The 19900-nt window shown below is 71.2% G+C and carries 16 protein-coding genes and 1 rRNA gene; 13 read left to right on the top strand and 4 right to left on the bottom strand.

Annotated features, from left to right (window positions below; genetic code table 11):
- The first annotated feature begins 1 nt into the window (after window position 1).
- From rrf to PUT80_RS41250, 10 genes are all read left to right on the top strand, one after another.
- Window positions 2-118, top strand: a 5S ribosomal RNA gene (gene rrf, locus PUT80_RS41205).
- Between the two features lie 208 nt (window positions 119-326).
- Window positions 327-2867, top strand: a complete 2541-nt coding sequence (locus PUT80_RS41210; RefSeq protein ID WP_275295380.1) for a hypothetical protein — start codon at window positions 327-329, stop codon at window positions 2865-2867.
- Window positions 2860-3837, top strand: a complete 978-nt coding sequence (locus tag PUT80_RS41215; protein WP_275295381.1) for an HAD-IIA family hydrolase — start codon at window positions 2860-2862, stop codon at window positions 3835-3837. The genes PUT80_RS41210 and PUT80_RS41215 overlap by 8 nt, the downstream gene beginning before the upstream one ends.
- Window positions 3838-3853: 16 nt before the next feature.
- Window positions 3854-4060 carry a hypothetical protein gene (locus tag PUT80_RS41220; protein WP_009079580.1) on the top strand — a complete coding sequence of 69 codons (207 nt, stop codon included), beginning with the start codon at window positions 3854-3856 and terminating at the stop codon, window positions 4058-4060.
- A gap of 5 nt (window positions 4061-4065) precedes the next feature.
- Window positions 4066-4884, top strand: a complete 819-nt coding sequence (locus tag PUT80_RS41225) for a TlyA family RNA methyltransferase (protein WP_275295382.1) — start codon at window positions 4066-4068, stop codon at window positions 4882-4884.
- The gene (locus PUT80_RS41230; RefSeq protein ID WP_037815439.1) at window positions 4881-5810 is read left to right on the top strand and encodes an NAD kinase; all 930 of its coding nucleotides are present in this window, start codon (window positions 4881-4883) and stop codon (window positions 5808-5810) included. Before PUT80_RS41225 ends, PUT80_RS41230 begins: the two co-directional genes overlap by 4 nt.
- Before the next feature lie 97 nt (window positions 5811-5907).
- Entirely contained in the window at window positions 5908-7692 is a 1785-nt protein-coding gene (gene recN / locus PUT80_RS41235) for a DNA repair protein RecN (protein ID WP_037815441.1), read from the top strand.
- Between the two features lie 9 nt (window positions 7693-7701).
- Window positions 7702-8850 (top strand): DUF1266 domain-containing protein, encoded by a 1149-nt coding sequence (locus tag PUT80_RS41240; RefSeq protein WP_275295383.1) that lies wholly within the window; start codon window positions 7702-7704, stop codon window positions 8848-8850.
- A gap of 102 nt (window positions 8851-8952) precedes the next feature.
- Window positions 8953-10137, top strand: a complete 1185-nt coding sequence (gene steA, locus PUT80_RS41245; RefSeq protein WP_037815443.1) for a putative cytokinetic ring protein SteA — start codon at window positions 8953-8955, stop codon at window positions 10135-10137.
- A complete protein-coding gene (locus PUT80_RS41250) occupies window positions 10134-11081 on the top strand; it encodes a copper transporter (RefSeq protein WP_275295384.1) in 948 nt (315 codons plus the stop codon). The genes steA and PUT80_RS41250 overlap by 4 nt, the downstream gene beginning before the upstream one ends.
- A 208-nt stretch (window positions 11082-11289) precedes the next feature.
- On the opposite strand, the gene PUT80_RS41255 is transcribed toward PUT80_RS41250, so the two are convergent.
- Window positions 11290-13182 carry a glycosyl hydrolase family 18 protein gene (locus tag PUT80_RS41255; protein ID WP_275295385.1) on the bottom strand — a complete coding sequence of 631 codons (1893 nt, stop codon included), beginning with the start codon at window positions 13180-13182 and terminating at the stop codon, window positions 11290-11292.
- A 391-nt stretch (window positions 13183-13573) separates the two neighbouring features.
- Between PUT80_RS41255 and PUT80_RS41260 the strand changes: the two genes are divergently transcribed.
- A complete protein-coding gene (locus tag PUT80_RS41260) occupies window positions 13574-14710 on the top strand; it encodes an acyltransferase (RefSeq protein ID WP_275295386.1) in 1137 nt (378 codons plus the stop codon).
- Between the two features lie 4 nt (window positions 14711-14714).
- Here PUT80_RS41260 and PUT80_RS41265 read toward each other — a convergent pair whose 3' ends face one another.
- Together PUT80_RS41265 and PUT80_RS41270 are read right to left on the bottom strand one after the other, a co-directional pair.
- A complete protein-coding gene (locus PUT80_RS41265; RefSeq protein WP_037815451.1) occupies window positions 14715-15422 on the bottom strand; it encodes an aspartate/glutamate racemase family protein in 708 nt (235 codons plus the stop codon).
- A complete protein-coding gene (locus tag PUT80_RS41270) occupies window positions 15422-16849 on the bottom strand; it encodes an NCS1 family nucleobase:cation symporter-1 (protein ID WP_037815454.1) in 1428 nt (475 codons plus the stop codon). Before PUT80_RS41270 ends, PUT80_RS41265 begins: the two co-directional genes overlap by 1 nt.
- A 135-nt stretch (window positions 16850-16984) precedes the next feature.
- Here PUT80_RS41270 and PUT80_RS41275 point away from each other — a divergent pair, with 135 nt between their 5' ends.
- Together PUT80_RS41275 and PUT80_RS41280 are read left to right on the top strand one after the other, a co-directional pair.
- Window positions 16985-17665, top strand: a complete 681-nt coding sequence (locus PUT80_RS41275; RefSeq protein ID WP_275295387.1) for a GntR family transcriptional regulator — start codon at window positions 16985-16987, stop codon at window positions 17663-17665.
- A gap of 35 nt (window positions 17666-17700) precedes the next feature.
- On the top strand, window positions 17701-18546 hold the full coding sequence (locus PUT80_RS41280) for an alpha/beta hydrolase (protein WP_275295388.1): 846 nt from the start codon (window positions 17701-17703) through the stop codon (window positions 18544-18546).
- Here PUT80_RS41280 and aroA read toward each other — a convergent pair.
- Window positions 18539-19825 (bottom strand): 3-phosphoshikimate 1-carboxyvinyltransferase, encoded by a 1287-nt coding sequence (gene aroA / locus PUT80_RS41285; protein ID WP_275295389.1) that lies wholly within the window; start codon window positions 19823-19825, stop codon window positions 18539-18541. The genes PUT80_RS41280 and aroA overlap by 8 nt on opposite strands.
- Between the last annotated feature and the right edge of the window lie 75 nt (window positions 19826-19900).

The raw sequence follows: 19900 nt of genomic DNA on the forward strand, positions 1-19900 counted from the left end.
TTTCGGTGGTTTTAGCGTCAGGGAAACGCCCGGTCCCATTCCGAACCCGGAAGCTAAGCCTGACTGCGCCGATGGTACTGCAACCGAAGGGTTGTGGGAGAGTAGGACACCGCCGAACTTAACCTGATAGGTCTGGGCCCCGGTCCGAGAACCCCTGGTGGTTCTCCCGGGGCCCAGACTCATGTTCGCGTCCGCTCGGAGGGCGCGCGAGGCGGCTCAGGTCCGCCCGCGCGAGGTTGCTCCGAACGGGCCCGTAGGATAGTCAATCGGCCCTCGTACGGAGGGCCGTCTTCAGAATTCCAGAGTTGTCTATGGCAGGAGGCCAGGTGTCCGAGTTCGGTCGACGTGACTCAGCGGATGAGGGGTCCGGTCGGTCGGCTCGCCGCGACCAGGACTCCCGCGGCGGCCGGTCCGACGCGCCCCGGGGAGACCGGCGCGGCGCGCGGCAGGACCGCGGCGGGCGGGACAGCCACCAGGGCCGGCCCCGGCGGGACGACCGCGGCGCACGCGGGTCCGGCGGGTTCGCCGGCCGACCCGATCGCGGCGACGGCCCCCGCGAAAACCGCGGCTACGCCGGGAAACGTGACGACGACCGCGACTTCCGCCCCCGCGGCAAGCGCGAGTTCGACCGTCCGCAAGGCAAGTCTTACGGCGATCGTTCCGGCGGAAAGCCTTACGGCGACCGTTCGGGGCGTCCCGAGGGACGTTCGTCCTACGGCGAGCGCTCCGGCGGGCCCGGCAAATCGTACGGTGATCGTCCGGAAGGGAAGTCTTACAGCGATCGCGGCGGGCGGCCGCAGGGCAAGTCCTCGTACGGAGAGCGGTCCGGCGGGCGCTGGAACGACGACCGGCGCGGCAGCGACGACCGGCGCGGGCCGGGCGGATACCGCGGCAAGGACTCCCAGGGTGGTGGGTTCCGCGACGATCGGCGCGGGTCCGGCGGATTCCGCGACAACGACCGGCGCGGCGGTTACGGCGACCGTGACAACCGCGGTGGCAAGCCCGGCGATCGCGAGGCGCGCGGCGGCTACCGCGACGACCGCGGTGGCAAGCCGGGCGGGTATCGGGACGACCGGGGTGGCAAACCCGGGGGCTACCGGGATGACCGCGGTGGCAAGCCGGGCGGCTACCGGGATGACCGCGGCGGCAAACCCGGTGGCTACCGGGACCGGGACGACCGCGGTCCGCGCGACGGTGGATTCCGCGACGATCGGCGCGGGTCCGGCGGATTCCGGGACGACCGGTTCGGTGGAAACCGGCGCGACGACCGCGGGTTCCGCAACGATCGCGACGAGCGTCGCGACAGCCGTCCGGGCGGGTTCCGCAATGACCGCCGCGACGAAGGCGGTTACCGCGGGGATCGCCGGGACGATCGCTCCAGCGGGTTCCGCGACAACCGGCGGGACGACCGTTCGGGCGGCTTCCGCAATGAGCGGCGCGACGAAGGCGGCTACCGCGGAGACCGGCGGGACGATCGGTCCGGTGGGTTCCGCAATGACCGCCGCGATGAAGGCGGTTACCGCGGGGATCGGCGCGACGATCGCTCCGGCGGATACCGGAACGACCGGCGTGATGACCGCTCCGGCGGGTTCCGCAATGAACGGCGCGACGAGGGCGGCTATCGGGGCGAGCGGTCCGGCGGGTTCCGTCGCGACGACCGCGCCGGGGACAAGCGGCCTGGCGGGGATCGCCGGGACGAGCGTTCGGGCGGGTTCCGCAAGGACCAGCGCGACGGTGGGTTCCGGAATGACCGTCAGGACGAGGGTGTCCGCGGGCGGCGCGACGAGGTCGAGGAGACCTCGTCGGCTGCGGTCGAGGAATCCGCGGTGGTCGACGAGGTGACTGTGGGCTCGGGTACCGCGGACGTCGAGTCGGGTGCGGGGGACCGGACCGACAGCGTCGAGGCCGCTGAGGGCCAGGAACGGCCGCAGGACAGCCGGGACGACCGCGGCGAGCGGCAGGACCGTCGGGAGCGCGACAATCGCAGCGACCGTGGCGACCGCGACAATCGCAGCGAGCGTGGCGACCGCGACAACCGTGGCAGCAGGGACAGCCGCGACAGCCGGGGTGACCGGCGTGACCGCAGGGACGACCGTCCGCGCACCAAGCGGCCGGTGACGGTCGAGGAGCAGGACGCGGCACTCGCCCGCGAGCTGCTCGAAGCTCCGGAACTGCCTGAGGACATCGAGTTCTCCGACCTCGACGAGGAAGTCCGCCGCGAGCTGCGGACCCTGCCGAAGGGGCTCGCGGAGACCGTCGGTAAGCATCTAGTCGCCGCGGGCGGGCTGGTCGACGAGGACCCGGAGGCCGCGCTCGAGCACGCGCGGTACGCGAAGACCAAGGCGTCTCGGGTGCCGATCGTCCGCGAAGGGCTCGGGCTGGTCGCCTACCACGCCGGCAACTGGCAGGAAGCGCTGTCCGAACTGCGCGCCGTCCGGCGGATGACGCGCAGCGACGAGCACATCGCGATCATCGCGGACGCCGAGCGCGCGCTCGGCCGTCCGGAGCGCGCCCTCGACCTCGCCAAGGAGACCGACAAGGAACGGCTCACCAAGTCGACCCAGGTCGAGCTGGCGATCGTCGCGGCGGGTGCGCGGCGCGATCTCGGGCAGCTGGACGCGGCGGTCGTGTCGTTGCAGGGGCCGGACCTCCAGGCGGCCAAGCGCGATCCGTGGAGCGCGCGCCTGTTCTACGCGTACGCCGACAACCTCGAGGCTGCCGGGCGCAAGGAAGAGGCCGTGCAGTGGTTCCTGAACGCCGCGGAGGCCGACGCCGAGGACGAGACCGACGCCGCCGAGCGGGCCGCGGACCTGGCGAACGAGGCGAACGCGAACGAGGCGAACGGTTCCAGCGAGACGGATGACTGACGTGGCCTACGACGCGCTGCTGTTCGATCTCGACGGCACCGTGTACCACGGGACGCAGGTGATCGAGGGCGCCGCGGAAGCCGTGGCCGCCGTGCGCGACAAGGGCACGGCGGTCCGGTTCGTGACCAACAACGCGTCCAAGGCCCCGTCGGCGGTCGCGGAGCATCTCCGGGACCGCGGGATCTCCGCGGACACCGAAGAGGTGCACACGAGCGCTCAGGCGGCGGCCGGGCTCCTTCGGGACCGGCTGCCGTCCGGGGCGAAGGTGCTCATCGTCGGCACCGTCTCGCTCGGCGACCAGATCTCCGCCGTGGGACTGGAACCGGTGCGGACTGCGGGCGACGACGTTTCCGCGGTGGTGCAAGGACATTCGCCGGAAACCGGATGGGCGGACCTCGCCGAGGCGAGCATCGTGATCCGGGCAGGCGGGCTGTGGGTCGCGACGAACACCGACACCACGCTGCCGACCGAGCGCGGGCTGATGCCGGGCAACGGGTCCATGGTCGGGGCGCTCAAGATCGCCACCGGGGCGGAGCCGGTCGTCGCGGGGAAGCCGCAGCCGCTGCTGTTCGAGACGGCCGCGCGGTCGGCGAAGGCGAAGCGCCCGCTGGTGGTCGGGGACCGGCTCGACACGGACATCGCGGGTGCGGTCGCGGCGGGGCTCGACTCGCTGTGCGTCCTCACCGGCATCGCGACTCCGGCGACGCTGCTCACCGCGATCCCGGCGGAACGGCCGACTCACCTCGCCGCCGACCTCACCGCGCTCGCGCAGCCGGCCGACGAATTGCGCGTCGGCAAGCGAACCGGCTGGGAGATCAGCGAAGGGGACGTGCTGACCGTCCGCGGCGAAGGCGACAAGCTCGACCTGCTGCGCGCGCTGTGCGACGCGGCGTGGCGCACGGGCGTCTCGCAGGTGCGCGCGGACGGCGACGCGGCCGCGGCGGCAGTGACCGGGCTCGGGCTGGCCTGACTGGTAGTTTGGGGCTGTGCACCCGAACGTTCCGCGGCCGGTTCCCGGACCCCCGCCGATCCCCGGACCCGGCCCGCAGCAGACTGACCCGCGGGCGGGCATCGACGAGGCCGTCGCCGGGCTCGACGACCTCGACACGCTGCCGCCCGCCGAGCACGTGGACCGGTTCGAGGCCGTGCACACCGAGCTGACCGTGGCCCTGTCCAGCATCGACAAGGTCTGACCGGCGTGGCCAAACGGGCCAGGCTCGACGCGGAACTCGTGCGGCGCGGACTCGCGCGCTCCCGCGAACAGGCCTCCGCGCTCATCACCGGCGGCAAGGTCACCGTGCGCGGCATGGTCGCCACGAAACCTGCCACCGGCGTGGAAAACGACGCGCCGATCGTCGTGAAGGACGAGGACGACCCGGGCTGGGCGTCGCGCGGTGCGCACAAACTCCTTGGCGCGCTTGAGCGTTTCGGTCCCGAGGGGCTCACCGTCGAGGGCCGTCGCTGTCTCGACGCGGGCGCGTCCACCGGCGGGTTCACCGATGTGCTGCTGCGCAACGGCGCCGACCAGGTCATCGCCGCCGACGTCGGGCGCGGGCTGCTCGACTGGAAGCTGCAGACCGACGATCGCGTCGTGGTCCTCGACCGCACGAACGTCCGCAACCTGACGCCCGACGTCCTCGGCGGCCAGGTGGATCTCGTCGTCGGCGACCTTTCCTTCATCTCTCTCAAGCTCGTGCTGCCCGCGCTCGCCGAATGCGCCCGCGACGGCGCGGATCTGCTGCCGATGGTCAAACCTCAGTTCGAGGTCGGCAAGGACCGGCTCGGCAGCGGCGGCGTGGTGCGCGATCCGGAACTGCGCGTCGAATCCGTGCTGGGCGTGCTCGCCGAAGCCGCGAAGCTCGGCCTGTCGCTGCGCGGGGTCGTCGCGAGCCCGTTGCCGGGACCCTCCGGGAACGTCGAATACTTCGTGTGGCTCCGCAAAACGGAGCCGGAAGACGCGGGCAGCGAGGACGCCGAACGGCTCGTGCGCACCGCAGTCCAGGAAGGACCCCAGTGACCGCCGAACGTGAAGTGCTCCTCGTGGTGCACCCCGACCGGGACACCACCCGGGAGGCCGCCCGCGAGGTGTCCCAGCGGTTCGCCAAGGCCGGGATCCGGCTGCGCGTGCTCGACGAGGACGTTCTCCAGCTGATCGACCCGGACGGCTGCATGGCGAAGCCGTGCACCGTGGTCGCGCCCGAGCACAACCCGGCCGAGGGCGCCGAACTCGTGTTCGTCCTCGGCGGCGACGGGACCCTGCTGCGCGCGGCGGAGCTCGCCCGCCCGGCCGAGGTGCCGGTGCTCGGCGTGAACCTCGGCCGCGTCGGCTTCCTCGCCGAGGCCGATTCGGACGCGCTCGCCGACGCCGTGCAGCGCGTGGTCGATCGCGAGTACCACGTCGAGGACCGGATGACGGTCGACGTCACGGTCACCGCCGACGGCGCGGAGATCTACCGGACCTGGGCGCTCAACGAGGCCAGCGTCGAGAAGTTCAGCCGCGAGCGGGTGCTCGACGCGCTGATCGAGGTCGACGGCCGCCCGGTGTCGTCCTTCGGCTGCGACGGCGTGCTGTGCGCGACGCCGACCGGTTCCACCGCGTACGCCTTTTCCGCGGGCGGCCCGGTGCTGTGGCCGGACGTAGAGGCGCTGCTCGTGGTGCCGAGCAACGCGCACGCGATGTTCTCCCGTCCGCTCGTCGTGTCACCCGAGTCGGTGATCACCGTCGGCATCGACCCGAAGGGCCCGAAGGCGGCGCTGACCTGCGACGGGCTGCGGTCGTTCGACCTGCCGCCGGGCGCGCTGGTGCGCGTCGTGTGCGGCAAGCAGCCGGTGCGGCTGGTGCGGCTGTGGGACGGCGTGTTCACCGACCGGCTGGTGTACAAGTTCGGCCTGCCGGTGCGCAGCTGGCGCGACCGGCGCGGCGGGGAGCGCCAGGGCGGCTGATCCGCGACGCGCCCGCACAAGTGTTCGACCAGCGAAAAGAAGAGTTAGCGGACCTCGAACGCACAGAAGGTCGGTGCGGGCCGCTACCGTATGCGTCGTGCTGGCCGAGATGCGCATCCAGGGCCTCGGAGTCATCGAGGAAGCCCTGCTGGAACTGCACGCGGGCTTCACCGTGGTCACCGGTGAGACGGGTGCGGGCAAAACCATGGTCGTCACCGGGCTGCATCTGCTCTCGGGCGGACGGGCCGAGGCGTCGAAGGTCCGGAACGGGATGCTGAAGGCATTCGTCGAGGGCCGGTTCACCGTGGGCAAGGACGACGCGGCCGCCCGCATCGTCACCGACGCGGGGGCCGACGTCGACGAGGACGGCAGCGTCATCGCGCTGCGCACGGTCGCGGCCGACGGGCGCTCGCGGGCGCACCTGGGCGGCCGGTCGGTGCCGGTCGGGGTGCTGTCCGACCTGTCCGAGCAGGTGATCGCCGTGCACGGGCAGAACGACCAGCTGCGGCTGCTGCGCCCGGCCGAGCAGCGCGCGGTCATCGACCGGTTCGCCGGCGAGGACGTCGGGCGGCCGCTCGCCGCCTACCGCCAGGTCCGCGAGGAATGGCTGGCCGTCATCACCGAGCTGAGCGAGCGCTCCAACCGCTCCCGCGAGATGGCGCAGCAGGCGGACCTGCTGAAGCACGGGCTGAACGAGATCGACGCGGTCGCCCCAGAACCGGGCGAGGACGTCGAGCTCACCGAGCAGATCAAACGCCTCGCCGCGGTCGACGAACTGCGTGCGACGGCCACCGAGGCGCACGCGGCGGTGTCCGGCGCGCAGGACGGCGATCCGGACGCGCCGGGCGCGCTCGGCCTGGTCGGCGAGGCGGTGCGGCGGCTGGTGTCGGCGGAGGATTCCGCGCTGAGCGACCTCGTGCCGCGGCTGGAAGAAGCGTCCACGCTGCTGAGTGACGTCGGCGCGGAGCTGGGCAGCTACGTCGAGAACCTGGACGCCGACCCGGCGCTGCTGGAGAAGGTGCTCGCGCGGCAGGCCGATCTCAAGCGGCTCACCCGCAAGTACGCCGCGGATGTCGACGGAGTGCTGGCATGGGCCGAAGACGCGCGCCGTCGGCTCGAATCGATGGACACGTCCGAAGAAGCCCTGTCCGCGCTGGCGTTGCGCCGGGACGAGCTGGCCGTGCAGCTGGTCGCGCACGCCACCGAGGTTTCCGCCGCGCGCGGCAAGGCGGCCGCGGAACTGGCGACGGCGATCACCAAGGAGCTGTCCGGTCTCGCGATGGGGCAGGCGGAGCTGGAGATCACCGTCGAGCAGCGTCCGGCCGAGCACGGCGACCGGCAGGCGCTCGCGATCGACGGACACGCGGTGCACGCGGGCCCGGACGGCGTCGACGAAGTGGAACTGCTGCTGCGGGCGCACAACGGCGCGCCGCCGCTGCCGGTGCACAAGGCCGCTTCGGGCGGTGAGCTGTCGCGGGTGATGCTGGCGATCGAGGTCGTGCTGGCGCACGCGGACACCGTGCAGACGCTGGTGTTCGACGAGGTCGACGCCGGGGTCGGCGGCCGGGCCGCGGTCGAGATCGGACGGCGGCTGGCGCGGCTCGCGCGCACCCACCAGGTCCTCGTGGTCACGCACCTGCCGCAGGTCGCCGCGTTCGCCGACCAGCATCTGGTGGTGGACAAGGGAACCAGCGGCGGCGTCACGCGCAGCGGCGTGAAAACGCTCGACCAGGACGACCGGGTGCGCGAACTGGCCCGGATGCTCGCCGGCATGGACGGCACCGAGACCGGCCGCGCCCACGCCGAGGAACTCCTTGCCACGGCGGAGAAAGACAAGGCGAAGAACACCGGCGCGAAGCGCAAGCGCGCGAAGAAGGGCTGACCGGATTCCATGACCTGGGCCACGCTGGCCGACGTCGAAGCCGAACTCGCCCGCGCGCGGCGGGAGGACGATCTCGACCGCTTCCTCGGACTCCTCGGCGACGAGGAGCTGTTCGTGCCGATCCACCGGGACGAGGCGCAACGGCTCGCGCAGGACCGGACCTGGTCGCCCGCGAAAGTCTGCTGCGCGCACGGCGGCGAACCGTCGCTGCAGGTGTTCACCCGCGGCGCGCTGCCGGATTTCGGCGCGGACGTGGTGTTCCTCAGCGGCGACCTCGACTGGGCCACGCACGGTCTCGGCCACGAGGAACAAGTCGTGTTCAACCGCGGCACGCTCGGCGAATGGCGGGTGAGCGCGGCGGCCGTGCTGCCCTGGGTCGACGCGAACCCGCACCGGGTCACCGCGGTGGAGCAGCAGGTCGAGCGGCTTTACACGGCCCGGTACGGACTTCTCGACGGTCCGGTCGCGCACGCGCTCGCCTGCGGCGCGCACCAGGCGGTGCTGTCGGCCGAACCGTGGAACGTCCTCGACGCGCGCTACCACGACTACGTCGCCGAGGTCCGCGGCCTGCGCGACTGGTGGGGCGTCGCGGACGCGACGGGCTGGCGGGCCGCGATGGACCGGCTGCTCGGCGATTCCTACCAGCTCACCACCGGAAACCTCGTGCTCGTGCTGCGCGCCCGCAGCGGGCTGGCGCTGGACGTCTACGGCTGGGTCGAACTGGTCCGGCAGTGGTGCGCCGACAACGACGCCGAGGACCAGGCCGGTCCGCTCCTCGATGCGGTGCGCCGGATCGTCCGGTACGAACAGCGGTTCCGCGCCGACGGCCTGCTCGAGCCGGACGGCGTGGTGGACAGCATCATCGGCTGGGACGTCGGCCGCGCGGTCGAATTGGCGCGCTGGGGTCTGGCGGTCGGGTACTGCGACGCGCTCACCGCGGAATTGATGGTGCTGGAAGCCGGCGCGATCGCCCGGCGCTACCACGGTTCCTGGGCGGAATTGTCCACCGGATACGTGCTGGGCAGGCTGCTCGCGCTCGACGGCGAGGAATTCGGGCCGGAATACGTTTCGGCCGCCCGGGTGCGCCACCGGCTGCTGAACGATCCCGCGAGCCCCTGGTCCAACCTCGATTTCGAGGCGGGCGGACCGCACAGTTAACCCCGGCTCCGCCTACCGCGCGACATGGCTCACCACAACGAGTCACGTCCGCATCGGCGCGTCGGCTCCGCACCCCGGCACAAATTTGTCACCATCAGCCACATGAAGCTCACTGGTCTACTCGCGCGGAACCAAGAAGCCCTCCCCGGCGTCATCGGTGTCGCGCGGGTCGACCGGCGCACGAGGGAACTGCTGCGCCGGGTCAGCGCGGGCGACATCGTCGTGCTGGACCAGCTCGACCTCGACCGGGCCACGGCCGACGCGCTGGTCGCCGCCGAGGTCGCCGCGGTGGTCAACGCGTCCCCGTCGATTTCCGGCCGGTTCCCCAACCTCGGCCCGGAAATCCTGGTGGCGGCGGGCATCCCGCTGGTCGACTCGGTCGGCGGGGACCTGCTGCGCAGCGTCAAGGACGGCACGAAGCTGCGCGTCCACGAGGGCGCGGTCTACCTGGGGGAGCGGCAGCTGGCGACCGGGGTCGAGCAGACCCCGGAAAGCGTCGCCGACCAGATGATCGAGGCGAAGGCCGGGATGTCGACCCAGCTGGAAGCCTTCTCCGCCAACACGATCGAGTTCCTGCGCCGCGAGCGGACGCTGATCCTCGACGGCGTCGGCGTGCCGGAGCTGAAGGTCCCGGTGCGCGACCGGCACGTGCTGGTCGTCGCCGCGGGGAATGGGCACGCCGAGGACCTCAAGAAGCTCAAGAAGTACATCGGCGAGCACCGGCCGGTGCTGATCGGCGTCGACGCGGGCGCGGACACCCTGCGCGCGCAGGGTTATCAGCCGGACGTCATGGTCGGCGACCCGACCGGGATCGGCACCGCGACGCTGCGCAGCGGCGGCGAGGTCGTCGTCCCCGCGCAGCCGGACGGGCACGCGCCGGGCGTCGAGCGGATCCAGGACCTGGGCATCGGCGCGGTCACCTTCCCGGCGTCCGGCAACGCCGAGGACCTCGCCCTGCTGCTGGCCGACGCGCACGGCGCGAGCCTCGTGGTCACCGTCGGATTCCAGGCCACGCTGCGGGAATTCCTCGACCACGGCCGGTCCGGGTCGAACCCGTCCACGTTCCTCACTCGGCTCAAGCTCGGCACGAAGCTGGTCGACGGCAAGGCTGTCGCGACGCTGCACCGGGCCAGGGTGTCGCTCGGCGCGGTCGCGCTGCTCGTGCTCGCCGCCATCGTCGTCGTCATCGCCGCGCTGCTGGTCTCCGACGTCGGCTCCGTCTATCTCGAGTGGATCCAGCACACCTGGTCCACGTTCGTCGCCTGGGTGAAGGGTCTCTTCACGTGATTTCCCTGCGGTACCACATCGTTTCCATCACCGCGTGCTTCCTGGCGCTGGCCGTCGGCGTGGTGCTGGGCTCGACCGCGCTCAACGGTTCGCTGCTGTCCGGGCTCGCGGACCAGAAGAAAGACCTCGGCACGCAGGTGGCCGATCTCGAAGCGCAGCGCAATTCGCTCAACGCGCGGCTGTCCGACGCGGACGCGTTCGCCGGGACGATGGGCCCGAAGGTCGTCGCGGGCGCGCTCGACAAGCGCAGCGTCGTCCTCGTCACCACGCAGGACGCGCGCCCGGCCGACCGCGACGCGCTCAAGAAGCTCGTCGGCCAGGCCGGAGCCTCGGTCACCGGCGAACTGCAGCTCACCGACGCGTTCACCGACCCGGCGAAGGCCGACCAGTTGCGCGACGTCGTCACGCGGCTGCAGCCGGCCGGGGCGAAGTTCCCGACCGCGGGCGACTCCGGCACGCTCGCCGGCGCGCTGCTCGGCTCGACGCTGCTGCTGGACAAGGCGAGCGCGAAACCGCAGTCGAGCGGCGACGAACTCGCCGCCGCGCTCGGCGGGCTGACCGACGGCGGTTTCGTGAAGCCGAGCCAGGGCGTGCAGCCCGCGCAGCTGGCGATCGTGCTGACCGGAGCGCAGCAGACCGGCGACGGCGCGGGGGACCGGGCCGCGACGATCGCGCGGTTCGCCGCGCAGATGGACCGTTCCGGCGCGGGCACGGTGCTCGCCGGGGACCCGGGTTCGGCGGGCGGCTCCGGCCCGATCGGGGTGGTGCGCGCGGACACCTCGGCCACGTCGATTCTGTCCACTGTGGACAACGCGGATTCGGCCGCGGGCCGGGTCGCGACGATCCTGGCGTTGCAGGAACAGCTCAACGGCGGGTCGGGACGGTACGGCATCGCGGGCAACGCGCAGGCGATCGCGCCGGGCGTGACCGCTTCGGGGAACTGAGACTTTTCGCCTCCCGCACACCAGTCGGCGGCGGCACCGGATTCCCTTCGTGGGCGAGGAAATCCGGTACCGCCGCCGGCTGTGTTCGCGGGCAACGCGGCGGTTTCCCTTCGGGGCGGGAAAACCAGCACAGGCAAGGCGGCGGCACCGGGTCTCCTGTCGGGGCGGAGAACCCGGCGCCGCCGTCATTCACGCGCCTGCTGCGGGGTCAGCAGGTGCCGTTGTCGGCCCAGACCGCGGCGCTGCCGGGCGTTTCGCCTCGCGTCCACCACTTGGCGGACCAGCGGTGGCCGTTGTAGGACACGACCGCGCCGGCGTTGTAGGACTGGGAGGTGTTCCACGCCGCCGGGCACGCGGTGGTGGGACCGCCGCCGCCGGAGCAGGCTCCGTTGTCCGACCAGACGTCCGAGGTGCCGGGCTGCTCGCCCTGCGTCCACCACTTCGCCGTCCAGGTGTGGTTGTTGTACGACACGACCGCGCCGCCGTTGTAGACCTTGCCCGAATCCCAGGCCGCCGCGGTGCACTGGCCGCCCGGCGGAGTCGTGGGAGTGGTGGGCGTGGTCGGGGTCGTCGGAGTGGTCGGGGTCGTGGGAGTGGTCGGCGTAGTGGGAGTGGTGGGCGTCGTCGAGGTGGTCGGCGGCGGGCCGGAGCAGCCCTCCGTCGGCGCGGCGAGCCCGTCCACCACGGCGTGGAACAGTGTCGAATCCGGGTCGAGGTCGTAGAGCGAGAACATCATCGCGCCGCCGAGGCCGTTGCAATGGATGTAATCGGTGCGCGCCTTGATCGACTGCTTCGACGAACCGCCGTAGAAGCTCGTCCCGTCGTAGAACCACGCGGATTGCGTTGTCGGGTCCCAAAAGGTGGTCGCCGGGTTGTCGACCACGCCGGTGAGTTCCTTGTACATCGCGACGCCGGGCACGTTGCCGCTCAACGGATGCGGAGCGGACGGACCGGTCGCCGTCTGGTACAGCCCGTGGTTCGAGCCGGCCGGGACGCCGGTCCAGCCCCGGTAGTAGAACGGGATGCCCAGGGTCAGCTTCGAGGCCGGGAACCCGCCGGGGATGCCGTACGCCGGATCTCCTTGCGTGTACGCCTTCATCACCTGGTCGATGGTGTATTTCTCGGTGCCCGGCGGAATGGGCGTCGACGGGTCGTTCGGCGAGGGGTAGAGCGGGTCCTGGAAGTTCGTCGGACCGGTCTTGTCCCACGCGCCGTGCATGTCGTAGGTCATCGGGTCCGCGAAGTCCATGTACTGGTGGATCTTGTCGGTCTGGATCTTCGCGATCTTGTCCTGGCCGCCGGGCAGGGCGGCCGAAAGCGCGTAGTGCTTGCCCAGCGCGTCGAGCTGGCCGCGGAACTCGGCGAGCAGCGAGGTGAAGTTCTGGGTGTCGTTGGGGCTGTAGTGGTTGCCCGTGTGGCCGCCGGGGTGCGCCGGGTACTCCCAGTCGATGTCGAACCCGTCGAAGATGTTCGCGGCGGTGCCGGGGCCGCCGAAACCGCCCGCGGCCGGGATGTTGCCCTTGATGAACATGTCGATGCAGGAGCTCACGAACTTCTTGCGGGAGGCGTCCGTGGCCGCGGCGTCGGAGAAGTACTTCGAGTAGGTCCAGCCGCCGAGCGACAGCAGCACCTTCAGCTTCGGGTGCCGGGCCTTGAGTTCCTGCAGCTGGTGGAAGTTGCCGACGATCGGCATGTTGTAGGTGTCGGCGGTGCCGTCGACGCTGATGTCCGAGCCGAACGACTTCTGGTAGTCGGCGAACTGGTCGCCCGCGCCGTCGCCCGCGTTCGGGTCGTCCTCGCCGCCCGGGTCGGGGGTGGTCGCCTTGGTCGTCTCGAAGCAGGTGAGGTTGTTCGGGTCGATGTTCTCGAAGTCGTAGAGCAGGTAGTCGATGTTGTCGGCGATCTTGTCGACGTTCTTGAGGTAGTAGGCGTTCTGGTAGATGCTCCATTGGTCGAAGTAGGCGATGCGCAGGCCTCCCGAAGAGGGCGCGGGCGTCGCGGTGGCCGGGGCGGGCCGGGCCAGGATGGCGAGACCGGCCACGACCACGGCGGCCAGGGCGGCGCAGGCCACGGCCAGCGGTCTCAAGGTCCGGTGGGGCATAAGGGTTCTCCCTCGCACAAGCGAAGTCCGCCCGCCGCACCGGAATGCGCGGCAAGCGTCGGACATCGGGTGATCACTGCAGGAGCGGGGGCCGGCCCGTAGTCGAATGTGAACCAGGGCACAGCCGGAGTCAATACTGTGGACTAGACCAATTTCCGCGCCTGGGCGTTTTGTGGTGAAGTGTCCGGAAAGGCCCGACGAACGGCCTGTTCCAAGCGGGGCGAGTGGTCCGGACCACCGCGGGGTTCCGGTTCACCCGTACGGGTGTGGCTGATCCGACACCCGTCCCGTCCGGCATCAGGCGGGTCTCAGGAAGATCATGGGTGGTTCACAGCTGCGCACGAGAGCCTGGCACCATGAGCGCCAACGACCCCGGGAGCACGGCCGAACGATGACCACTACCGAGATCCCGCTCGTCCGTGCGGACGAGCCGGCGCCCGCCCGATCGCCGCACCTGCGTCAGCTCGATTTGTACCGGGTCGTCACGTTCGCCCTGGTCATCCTCATCCACGTGGTCGGCTCCACGACCTTTCCGCAGGACGTCGTCGCCGACGCGATCCAGACCCCGCTGCACCTGACCCGCGAGGCGTTCTTCGCGCTGACCGCGTTCGTGCTCGTGTTCGGCTACCGGGACCGGCCGGTGCGGACCGGGAAGTTCTGGCGCAGGCGGTTTCCGCTGGTCGCCATTCCGTACGTGACCTGGACGGTCATCTACCGGGTCTACACGCTGATCACCTCGGGCCAGCCGTTCGGGTCGGTCGGCGCGCAGCTGCGCACGCTCGGGCTGGACCTGCTCACCGGGAACGCCTGGTACCACATGTATTTCATGCTGGTGACGCTGCAGGTGTACCTGCTGTTCCCGCTGCTGGCCAAGATGTTCGACCTGATCCGCCGCCGTCCGTGGACCGTGCTGGCGGTCTCCGGCACGATCCAGGTCGCGGTCGCGATCTTCATGAGCTACCCGCCCGCCGCGCTGGGCTATGTGTTCGTCAGCAAGTTCTTCGCGACTTTCCTCGTCTACCAGTTCTACATGCTGCTCGGCGCCGCAGCGGCGCTGCATTTCGAGGCGGTGCACGCCTGGTTGCGCACGCACACGCGCTGGGTCCTGCTGGCGATGGCGGGCGGGCTCGCGATCGCGGAGACCGGCTACTTCGTGAGTGTCCACTTCGGAGAGTGGCCGGAGATGGCGTCGGACGCCTTCCGCCCGTACCTGATCCCGTGGTTCGTCGCGGTGATCGCGGGCATCTACCTCGCGGGCGCGCGATGGGCGGAGAGCAGGCAGCGCGGCGGAAGGTTCGTGTCCTGGGCGGTGAACCGGTCGTTCGCGGTGTTTCTGACCCACCCGATCGCGATCGCGGTGCTGGACCCGCTGTTCGTCTTCGTCGGCGACCGCTACGGCGCGCCGTGGACGACGCTGGTGGCGTACCCGGCGACGGTCGCGCTGACCTTCGCGATCGTCGAGGTGCTCCGGCGGCTGCCGTGGAGCAAGGCGCTGACCGGGCGCGCCCGGGTGCCGGTGCGCGGCTGAGCGGTCAGCCCGGCCAGGTGCGGTGCTTGTCGAGCGGCCGCGCGTAGGAACCGGCCCGGCTGGTGCGCAATCCCAGTGCCACCAGGGATTCCGCGAGCCGGACCGCGGCGGCGACGCCGTCGACCACCGGGACGTCGAGCATCGCCGACATCTTGCGGTCCAGCCCGGTCATCCCGGCACAGCCGAGCACGAGCACCTCGGCGCCGGCGTCGCGCGCCCGCAATCCCGCGGTGAGCAGGGCGGATTCCGTGCGTTCCTCGTCGCGCAGCTCCAGCACGCTCAAGCCGGTGCCGACGACCGCGACGCAGTTGGCGGCCACTCCGGCCGAGTGCAGGCTGTCCTCGATCAGCCCGCACGTGCGGTCCAGCGTCGTCACCACGCCGTACCGGCGGCCGAGCAGCCCGGCGAGATGCGCCGCGGCCTCGGTGATGTCGACTACCGGCACGTCCAGCAGTTCCCGCGCGCCCTCGCGGCCGTGCTCGCCGAAACCGGCGAGGACGACCGCGTCGAACGTTTCCCCGGTGGTGCGCAAGAGGTCCAGCACCGCGGCGGCGGACAGGAAGCTGTCCAGCCAGCCCTCCGCCGATTCCGGGCCCCACTTCGGCGTCAGTGCGACGATCTCGGTGCCGGGGCTGGCCGCCGCCCGCGCCCCGGTCTCGATCTCCTTCGTCATGGCCTCGGTGGTGTTGCAGTTGGTGACGAGGATCCGCATCAAGCCCTCCGCTGGCGGTACGAAACGGCGTAGTAGAGCAGTCCGGCGCTGGCGGTGCCGAGGAACCACGAGTACGGCGCGGCCGGCGCGAAGAACGGCACCAGCGCGATCACCGCGGACAGCACCGCGCACGGGAAGAAAGCCGCCATCGCGCGCGGATTCACCTTGGGGTACTTGCCGTCGCGCACGAACAATTGCTCGACGTCCACCTTGCCGCGGCGGATCAAGTAGTAGTCGACGATCATGATCCCGAACAGCGGCCCGAGGAACGCGCCGAGCCCGCCGAGGAAGTAGTTGACCACCACCGGCGACGAGTACAGCTTCCACGGCAGCACGCACAGCGCGGCGACGGCGCTGATCATCCCGCCGACGGTGAACGAGATCCGCTTGGGCCAGATGTTGGCCAGGTCGTAGGCGGGGGAGACGAAGTTCGCGACGATGTTGACGCCCATCGTGGCGATGGCGAAGGTGAGCGCGCCGATGATCAGCACCGGGGTGTTGTGCACGCGGGCGAGCAGTTCGGCCGGGTCGGTGATCGCCTCGCCGAACACCTGCAGGCTGCCCGCGGTGACGATCACCGACAGCAGCGCGAACGCCGTCGAGTTCACCGGGAGGCCCCAGAAGTTGCCGCGCCGCACCGTTTTCTGGTCCGGGGCGTTGCGGGAGAAGTCGCAGAAGTTGAGCATCAGCGTGCCGTAGGTGGACAGGATCAGCCCGGCCGCGCCGAACCACTGCCGCACCTGCTCGCCGCCGGACAGCCGCCGCGGGCTGCTGGTGAACGAGATGTGCCAGTGGCTCGCGGCGAGGATCCACACCGCGAGCGCGATCATCACGATCCAGATCAGCGGGCCGCACCAGTCCTGGAACTTGCGCACCGCCTCCATGCCGCGGGTCAGTACGAACGCCTGCACCAGCCACAGCGCCACGAAGCACATCCAGCCGAGCGCGTGCAGGCCGAGGAAACTGTGCTCGGTCAACGGTTTCAGGCCGGGATCGATCGCCAGCACGAGCAGGGTGATCGCGACGCTGGCGAGATAGGTCTGGATGCCGTACCAGAAGATCGCGATCACGGCGCGGATCAGCGCGGGCAGGTTCGCGCCGAACGTGCCGAAGCTGATCCGCGCGACCACCGGGAACGGGACGCCGGTGCGCTGCCCGATCCGGCCCATCAGGTTCATCCCGAAGAAGATGATCACGAACCCGAACAGTAGCGCGGTGAACACCTGCCAGGCCGACAGGCCGAGCACGAACAGGCCGGCGGCGAAGGTGTAGTTGCCGAGGTTGTGCACGTCCGACATCCAGAGCGCGAAGATGTCGTAGACCTTCCAGCGCCGCTCCTCGGCGGGTGCCAGGTCCTCGTTCCACAGCCGGGGGTCGGGTTTCGGCTGGACGTCCGCGCTGGTTTCGGTGGACGGGGCGTGCGTCATTGCAGACCTCCGGTCGACGTGCCGGCAGCTTTGGGATCCCAAACTTGGGATCCCAAATATCGCGCCGCAGGTCTGCTGAGTCAACCCTCTGCCCGATAAACTCGCGAATGGCCGGTGTCGGCGAGAGGGGGTCAGGTGGGCGCCACGGAGGAGCGGCAGCCGCTCGCGGCGACGCGTGCCCGGGTGCTCGACGAGCTGCGGGAGCGGATCCTGACCGGGCGGCTGAAGCCGGGGGACCGGCTGGTCGAGCGCGAGCTGGCCGACGATCTCGGGGTCTCGCGGGTGCCGGTGCGCGAGGCGATCCGCAGCCTGGAATCCGAGGGGTTCGTGGTCGTGCCCTCGCCCCGGCGGGTGGTGGTGCGGCAGTTGGCGCGCGTGGACGTCGAGGAGCTGTTCGACGTCCGGGAGGCGCTGGAGAGCCTCGCCGCCGCGCGTGCCGCGCAACGGGCCGGGAAGCCGGAGATGCGCCGGCTGGAGCGGCTGCTAGCCGAGTCCGCGAGGGTCACCCAGGGTGGCGACGGCGCGCGGATTTCGGAGGTCAACAGCAGGCTGCACGACGAGATCATCGCCATCGCGGGCAACCGGCTGCTCACCACGATGCTGCATCCGCTCGAAGGCCAGCTGCGGTGGCTGACCAGCCAGAACGAGCACTGGGGCGAACTGCTGGACGAGCACCGCCGCCTGGTGGACGCCATCGGGTCCGGCGACGTGGAGCGGGCGCGCGAGTACGCCGCCGAGCACGTCCGGGTCAACCGCGCGGTGACGTTGCGCGACCTCTTCGGGGACGACGAGCGGGACGAGCGCCCCGCGGGCTAGTAAGGTGACCCTAACTTCAAGCGAGGGGGTCGCTGGTGGCGCACGTGCAGGGCGAGCCGGAGTGGGTGTCCACCAAGGACGGACGACGGCTGTACGCGATGGTGCTGCGCGGCCCGGAGAACGCGCCGACTGTGGTGTTCGAGGCGGGCGCGGCGGCGAGCCGGTCGTCGTGGGGGCTCGTGCAGCCGCTGGTCGGCGAGTTCGCACGGGCGGTGGTGTACGACCGGTCCGGGCTCGGCCGCAGCGCGCCGGATCCGGCCGGGCGCACGCTGGACCGGATGGCCGACGACCTCGTGGACGTGCTGAGCCACTTCGGGCCGGGGCCGTACGTGCTCGTCGGGCACAGTGCCGGGGGACCGATCGTGCGGCTCGCCGCGTCCCGGACTTCCGCTCAGGTGTCGGGGCTGGTCCTGGTGGACCCGACCGACGAGGCGGCGGACGTGCTGTTCTCACCGCGATTCCGCAGCCTCGAACGGAAGCTGCTGCGCACCGGCCGGATCCTCGCGGCGACCGGATTGCTGAAGTTCTTGTACCGCCCCATGCTGCGGGCCGCGCCCGAAGACGTCCGGCGCGATCTGGTGCGGGAAGCCTTTACCTCGCAGGTGTTGCGCACTCAGACCGAGCAGGCGCGGACCTTCCTCGACGAACTGGAAGCCTGGCGGACGAATCCGCCCGTGCTGAACGGCTGCCCGGTGACGGTTGTGTCCGGCGGCCGGGCCGGGGACGGGATGAATGCGGCGGTGCGTGCGGAGGCGAATGCCGCGCACGCGCTACGGGTGTCGCCGCGGGGACGGCATCGGATCGCGGAGGAGTCCGGACATCTGGTGCCGGTCACTGAACCCGAGGCGGTGGCGGAGGAGGTCCGCCGGTTGCTCAGCTGACGGCGTCGCTCCACGTCTCGACGAACTTCGGGAACGTCTTGCCGACCGTGTCCGGGTTCTCGACCAGCACGCCGGGCACGCGCAGCCCCAGCACCGCCGCCGCCATCACCAGCCGGTGGTCTTCGTAGGTGTGGAAAACCCCGCCGTGCATCGCGGCGGGAGTGATTTCCAGGCCGTCCTCGAGTTCGGTGACGCCCGCGCCCAGGCCGGACAGCTCGGTCGCCAGTGCGGTGAGCCGATCGGTCTCGTGGCCGCGCAGGTGCGCGACGCCGGTGATGCTCGACGGGCTCTCGGCGAAGCACAGCATCGCCGCGATGACCGGGGTCAGTTCGCCGACCTCGTGCAGGTCGAGGTCGATGCCGGGGAACGCGCCGCCGCCGGTGACGACCAGGCCGTCGTCGTCCAGCGTCGCTTTCGCGCCCAGTTCGGTCACCAGGCCGCGCAGCCAGTCGCCCGGCTGCGTGGTCTGCTTCGGCCAGCCGTGCACCCGGACCGTCCCGCCGCCGACGACCGCGGCGGCCACGAACGGGGCCGCGGTGGACAGGTCCGGCTCCACGACGTACTCCGGGCACGACAGTTTCGCTGGCTCCACGTGGAATTCCGTGCCGGAACGCTCCACAGTGGCCCCGAACCGGCGCAGCATGTCCAGCGTCATCGCGATGTGCGGTTCGCTCGGCGGGGCGCCGCCGACCAGTCGCACCGTCACGCCCCGCTCGAACGCCGGACCGGCGAGCAGCAGCGCGGACAGGAACTGGCTGGAGGCCGACGAATCGAGGTCCACCCGGCCGCCGCGCAGCCCGCCGGTGCCGTGCACGGTGAACGGCGGCGCGCCGCGTCCGCCGTCGTCGATCCGCGCGCCGAGCTTGCGCAGCGCGGCCAGCAGGGGGTCGATCGGGCGGCGGCGGATCGCGTCGTCGCCGTCGAACTGCACCGAGGCGTCGCCGAGGGTGGCGAGCGCGGGCGTGAACCGGGCGACCGTGCCGGCGTTGCCGAGGGTGACGGTCGTTTCGTCGCCGCGGCCGCTGATGGTGCCCAGCGGGTGGACGAGGAAGCCGTCGATGGTCTCTTCGGAAAGCGCGCCCAGCGAGGCGAGCGCGGCCAGCATCAGCCGGGTGTCGCGCGAATCGAGCGGATGGCGCACCCGCGTGGGGGCGCTCGCGAGCGCGGCGAGCACATAGGCCCGGTTGGTGATCGACTTCGATCCGGGGACGCGCACCGCGGCGTCCAGCGAGGCGCCCGCGACGGGGGCGGTCCAGTGGTCATCGCGGATGTTCGGCACGCGCGCAGCCTAGCGCGGCGCGGGTGAACCGATTCCGCCGCGCCGGGAAGAGGCGTCGGCGAGCGATCTGCCGGG

The sequence above is a fragment of the Amycolatopsis sp. La24 genome, from assembly GCF_029087445.1.
Taxonomy (GTDB): Bacteria; Actinomycetota; Actinomycetes; order Mycobacteriales; family Pseudonocardiaceae; genus Amycolatopsis; species Amycolatopsis nivea.

Bases quoted from the DNA above. Each gene is read 5' to 3' on its own strand.
- PUT80_RS41215 (WP_275295381.1), top strand. From the start codon at position 2,860: ATGACTGACGTGGCCTACGACGCGCTGCTGTTCGATCTCGACGGCACC.
- PUT80_RS41240 (WP_275295383.1), top strand. From the start codon at position 7,702: ATGACCTGGGCCACGCTGGCCGACGTCGAAGCCGAACTCGCCCGCGCG.
- steA (WP_037815443.1), top strand. From the start codon at position 8,953: ATGAAGCTCACTGGTCTACTCGCGCGGAACCAAGAAGCCCTCCCCGGC.
- PUT80_RS41255 (WP_275295385.1), bottom strand. From the start codon at position 13,182: ATGCCCCACCGGACCTTGAGACCGCTGGCCGTGGCCTGCGCCGCCCTG.
- PUT80_RS41260 (WP_275295386.1), top strand. From the start codon at position 13,574: ATGACCACTACCGAGATCCCGCTCGTCCGTGCGGACGAGCCGGCGCCC.
- PUT80_RS41265 (WP_037815451.1), bottom strand. From the start codon at position 15,422: ATGCGGATCCTCGTCACCAACTGCAACACCACCGAGGCCATGACGAAG.
- PUT80_RS41270 (WP_037815454.1), bottom strand. From the start codon at position 16,849: ATGACGCACGCCCCGTCCACCGAAACCAGCGCGGACGTCCAGCCGAAA.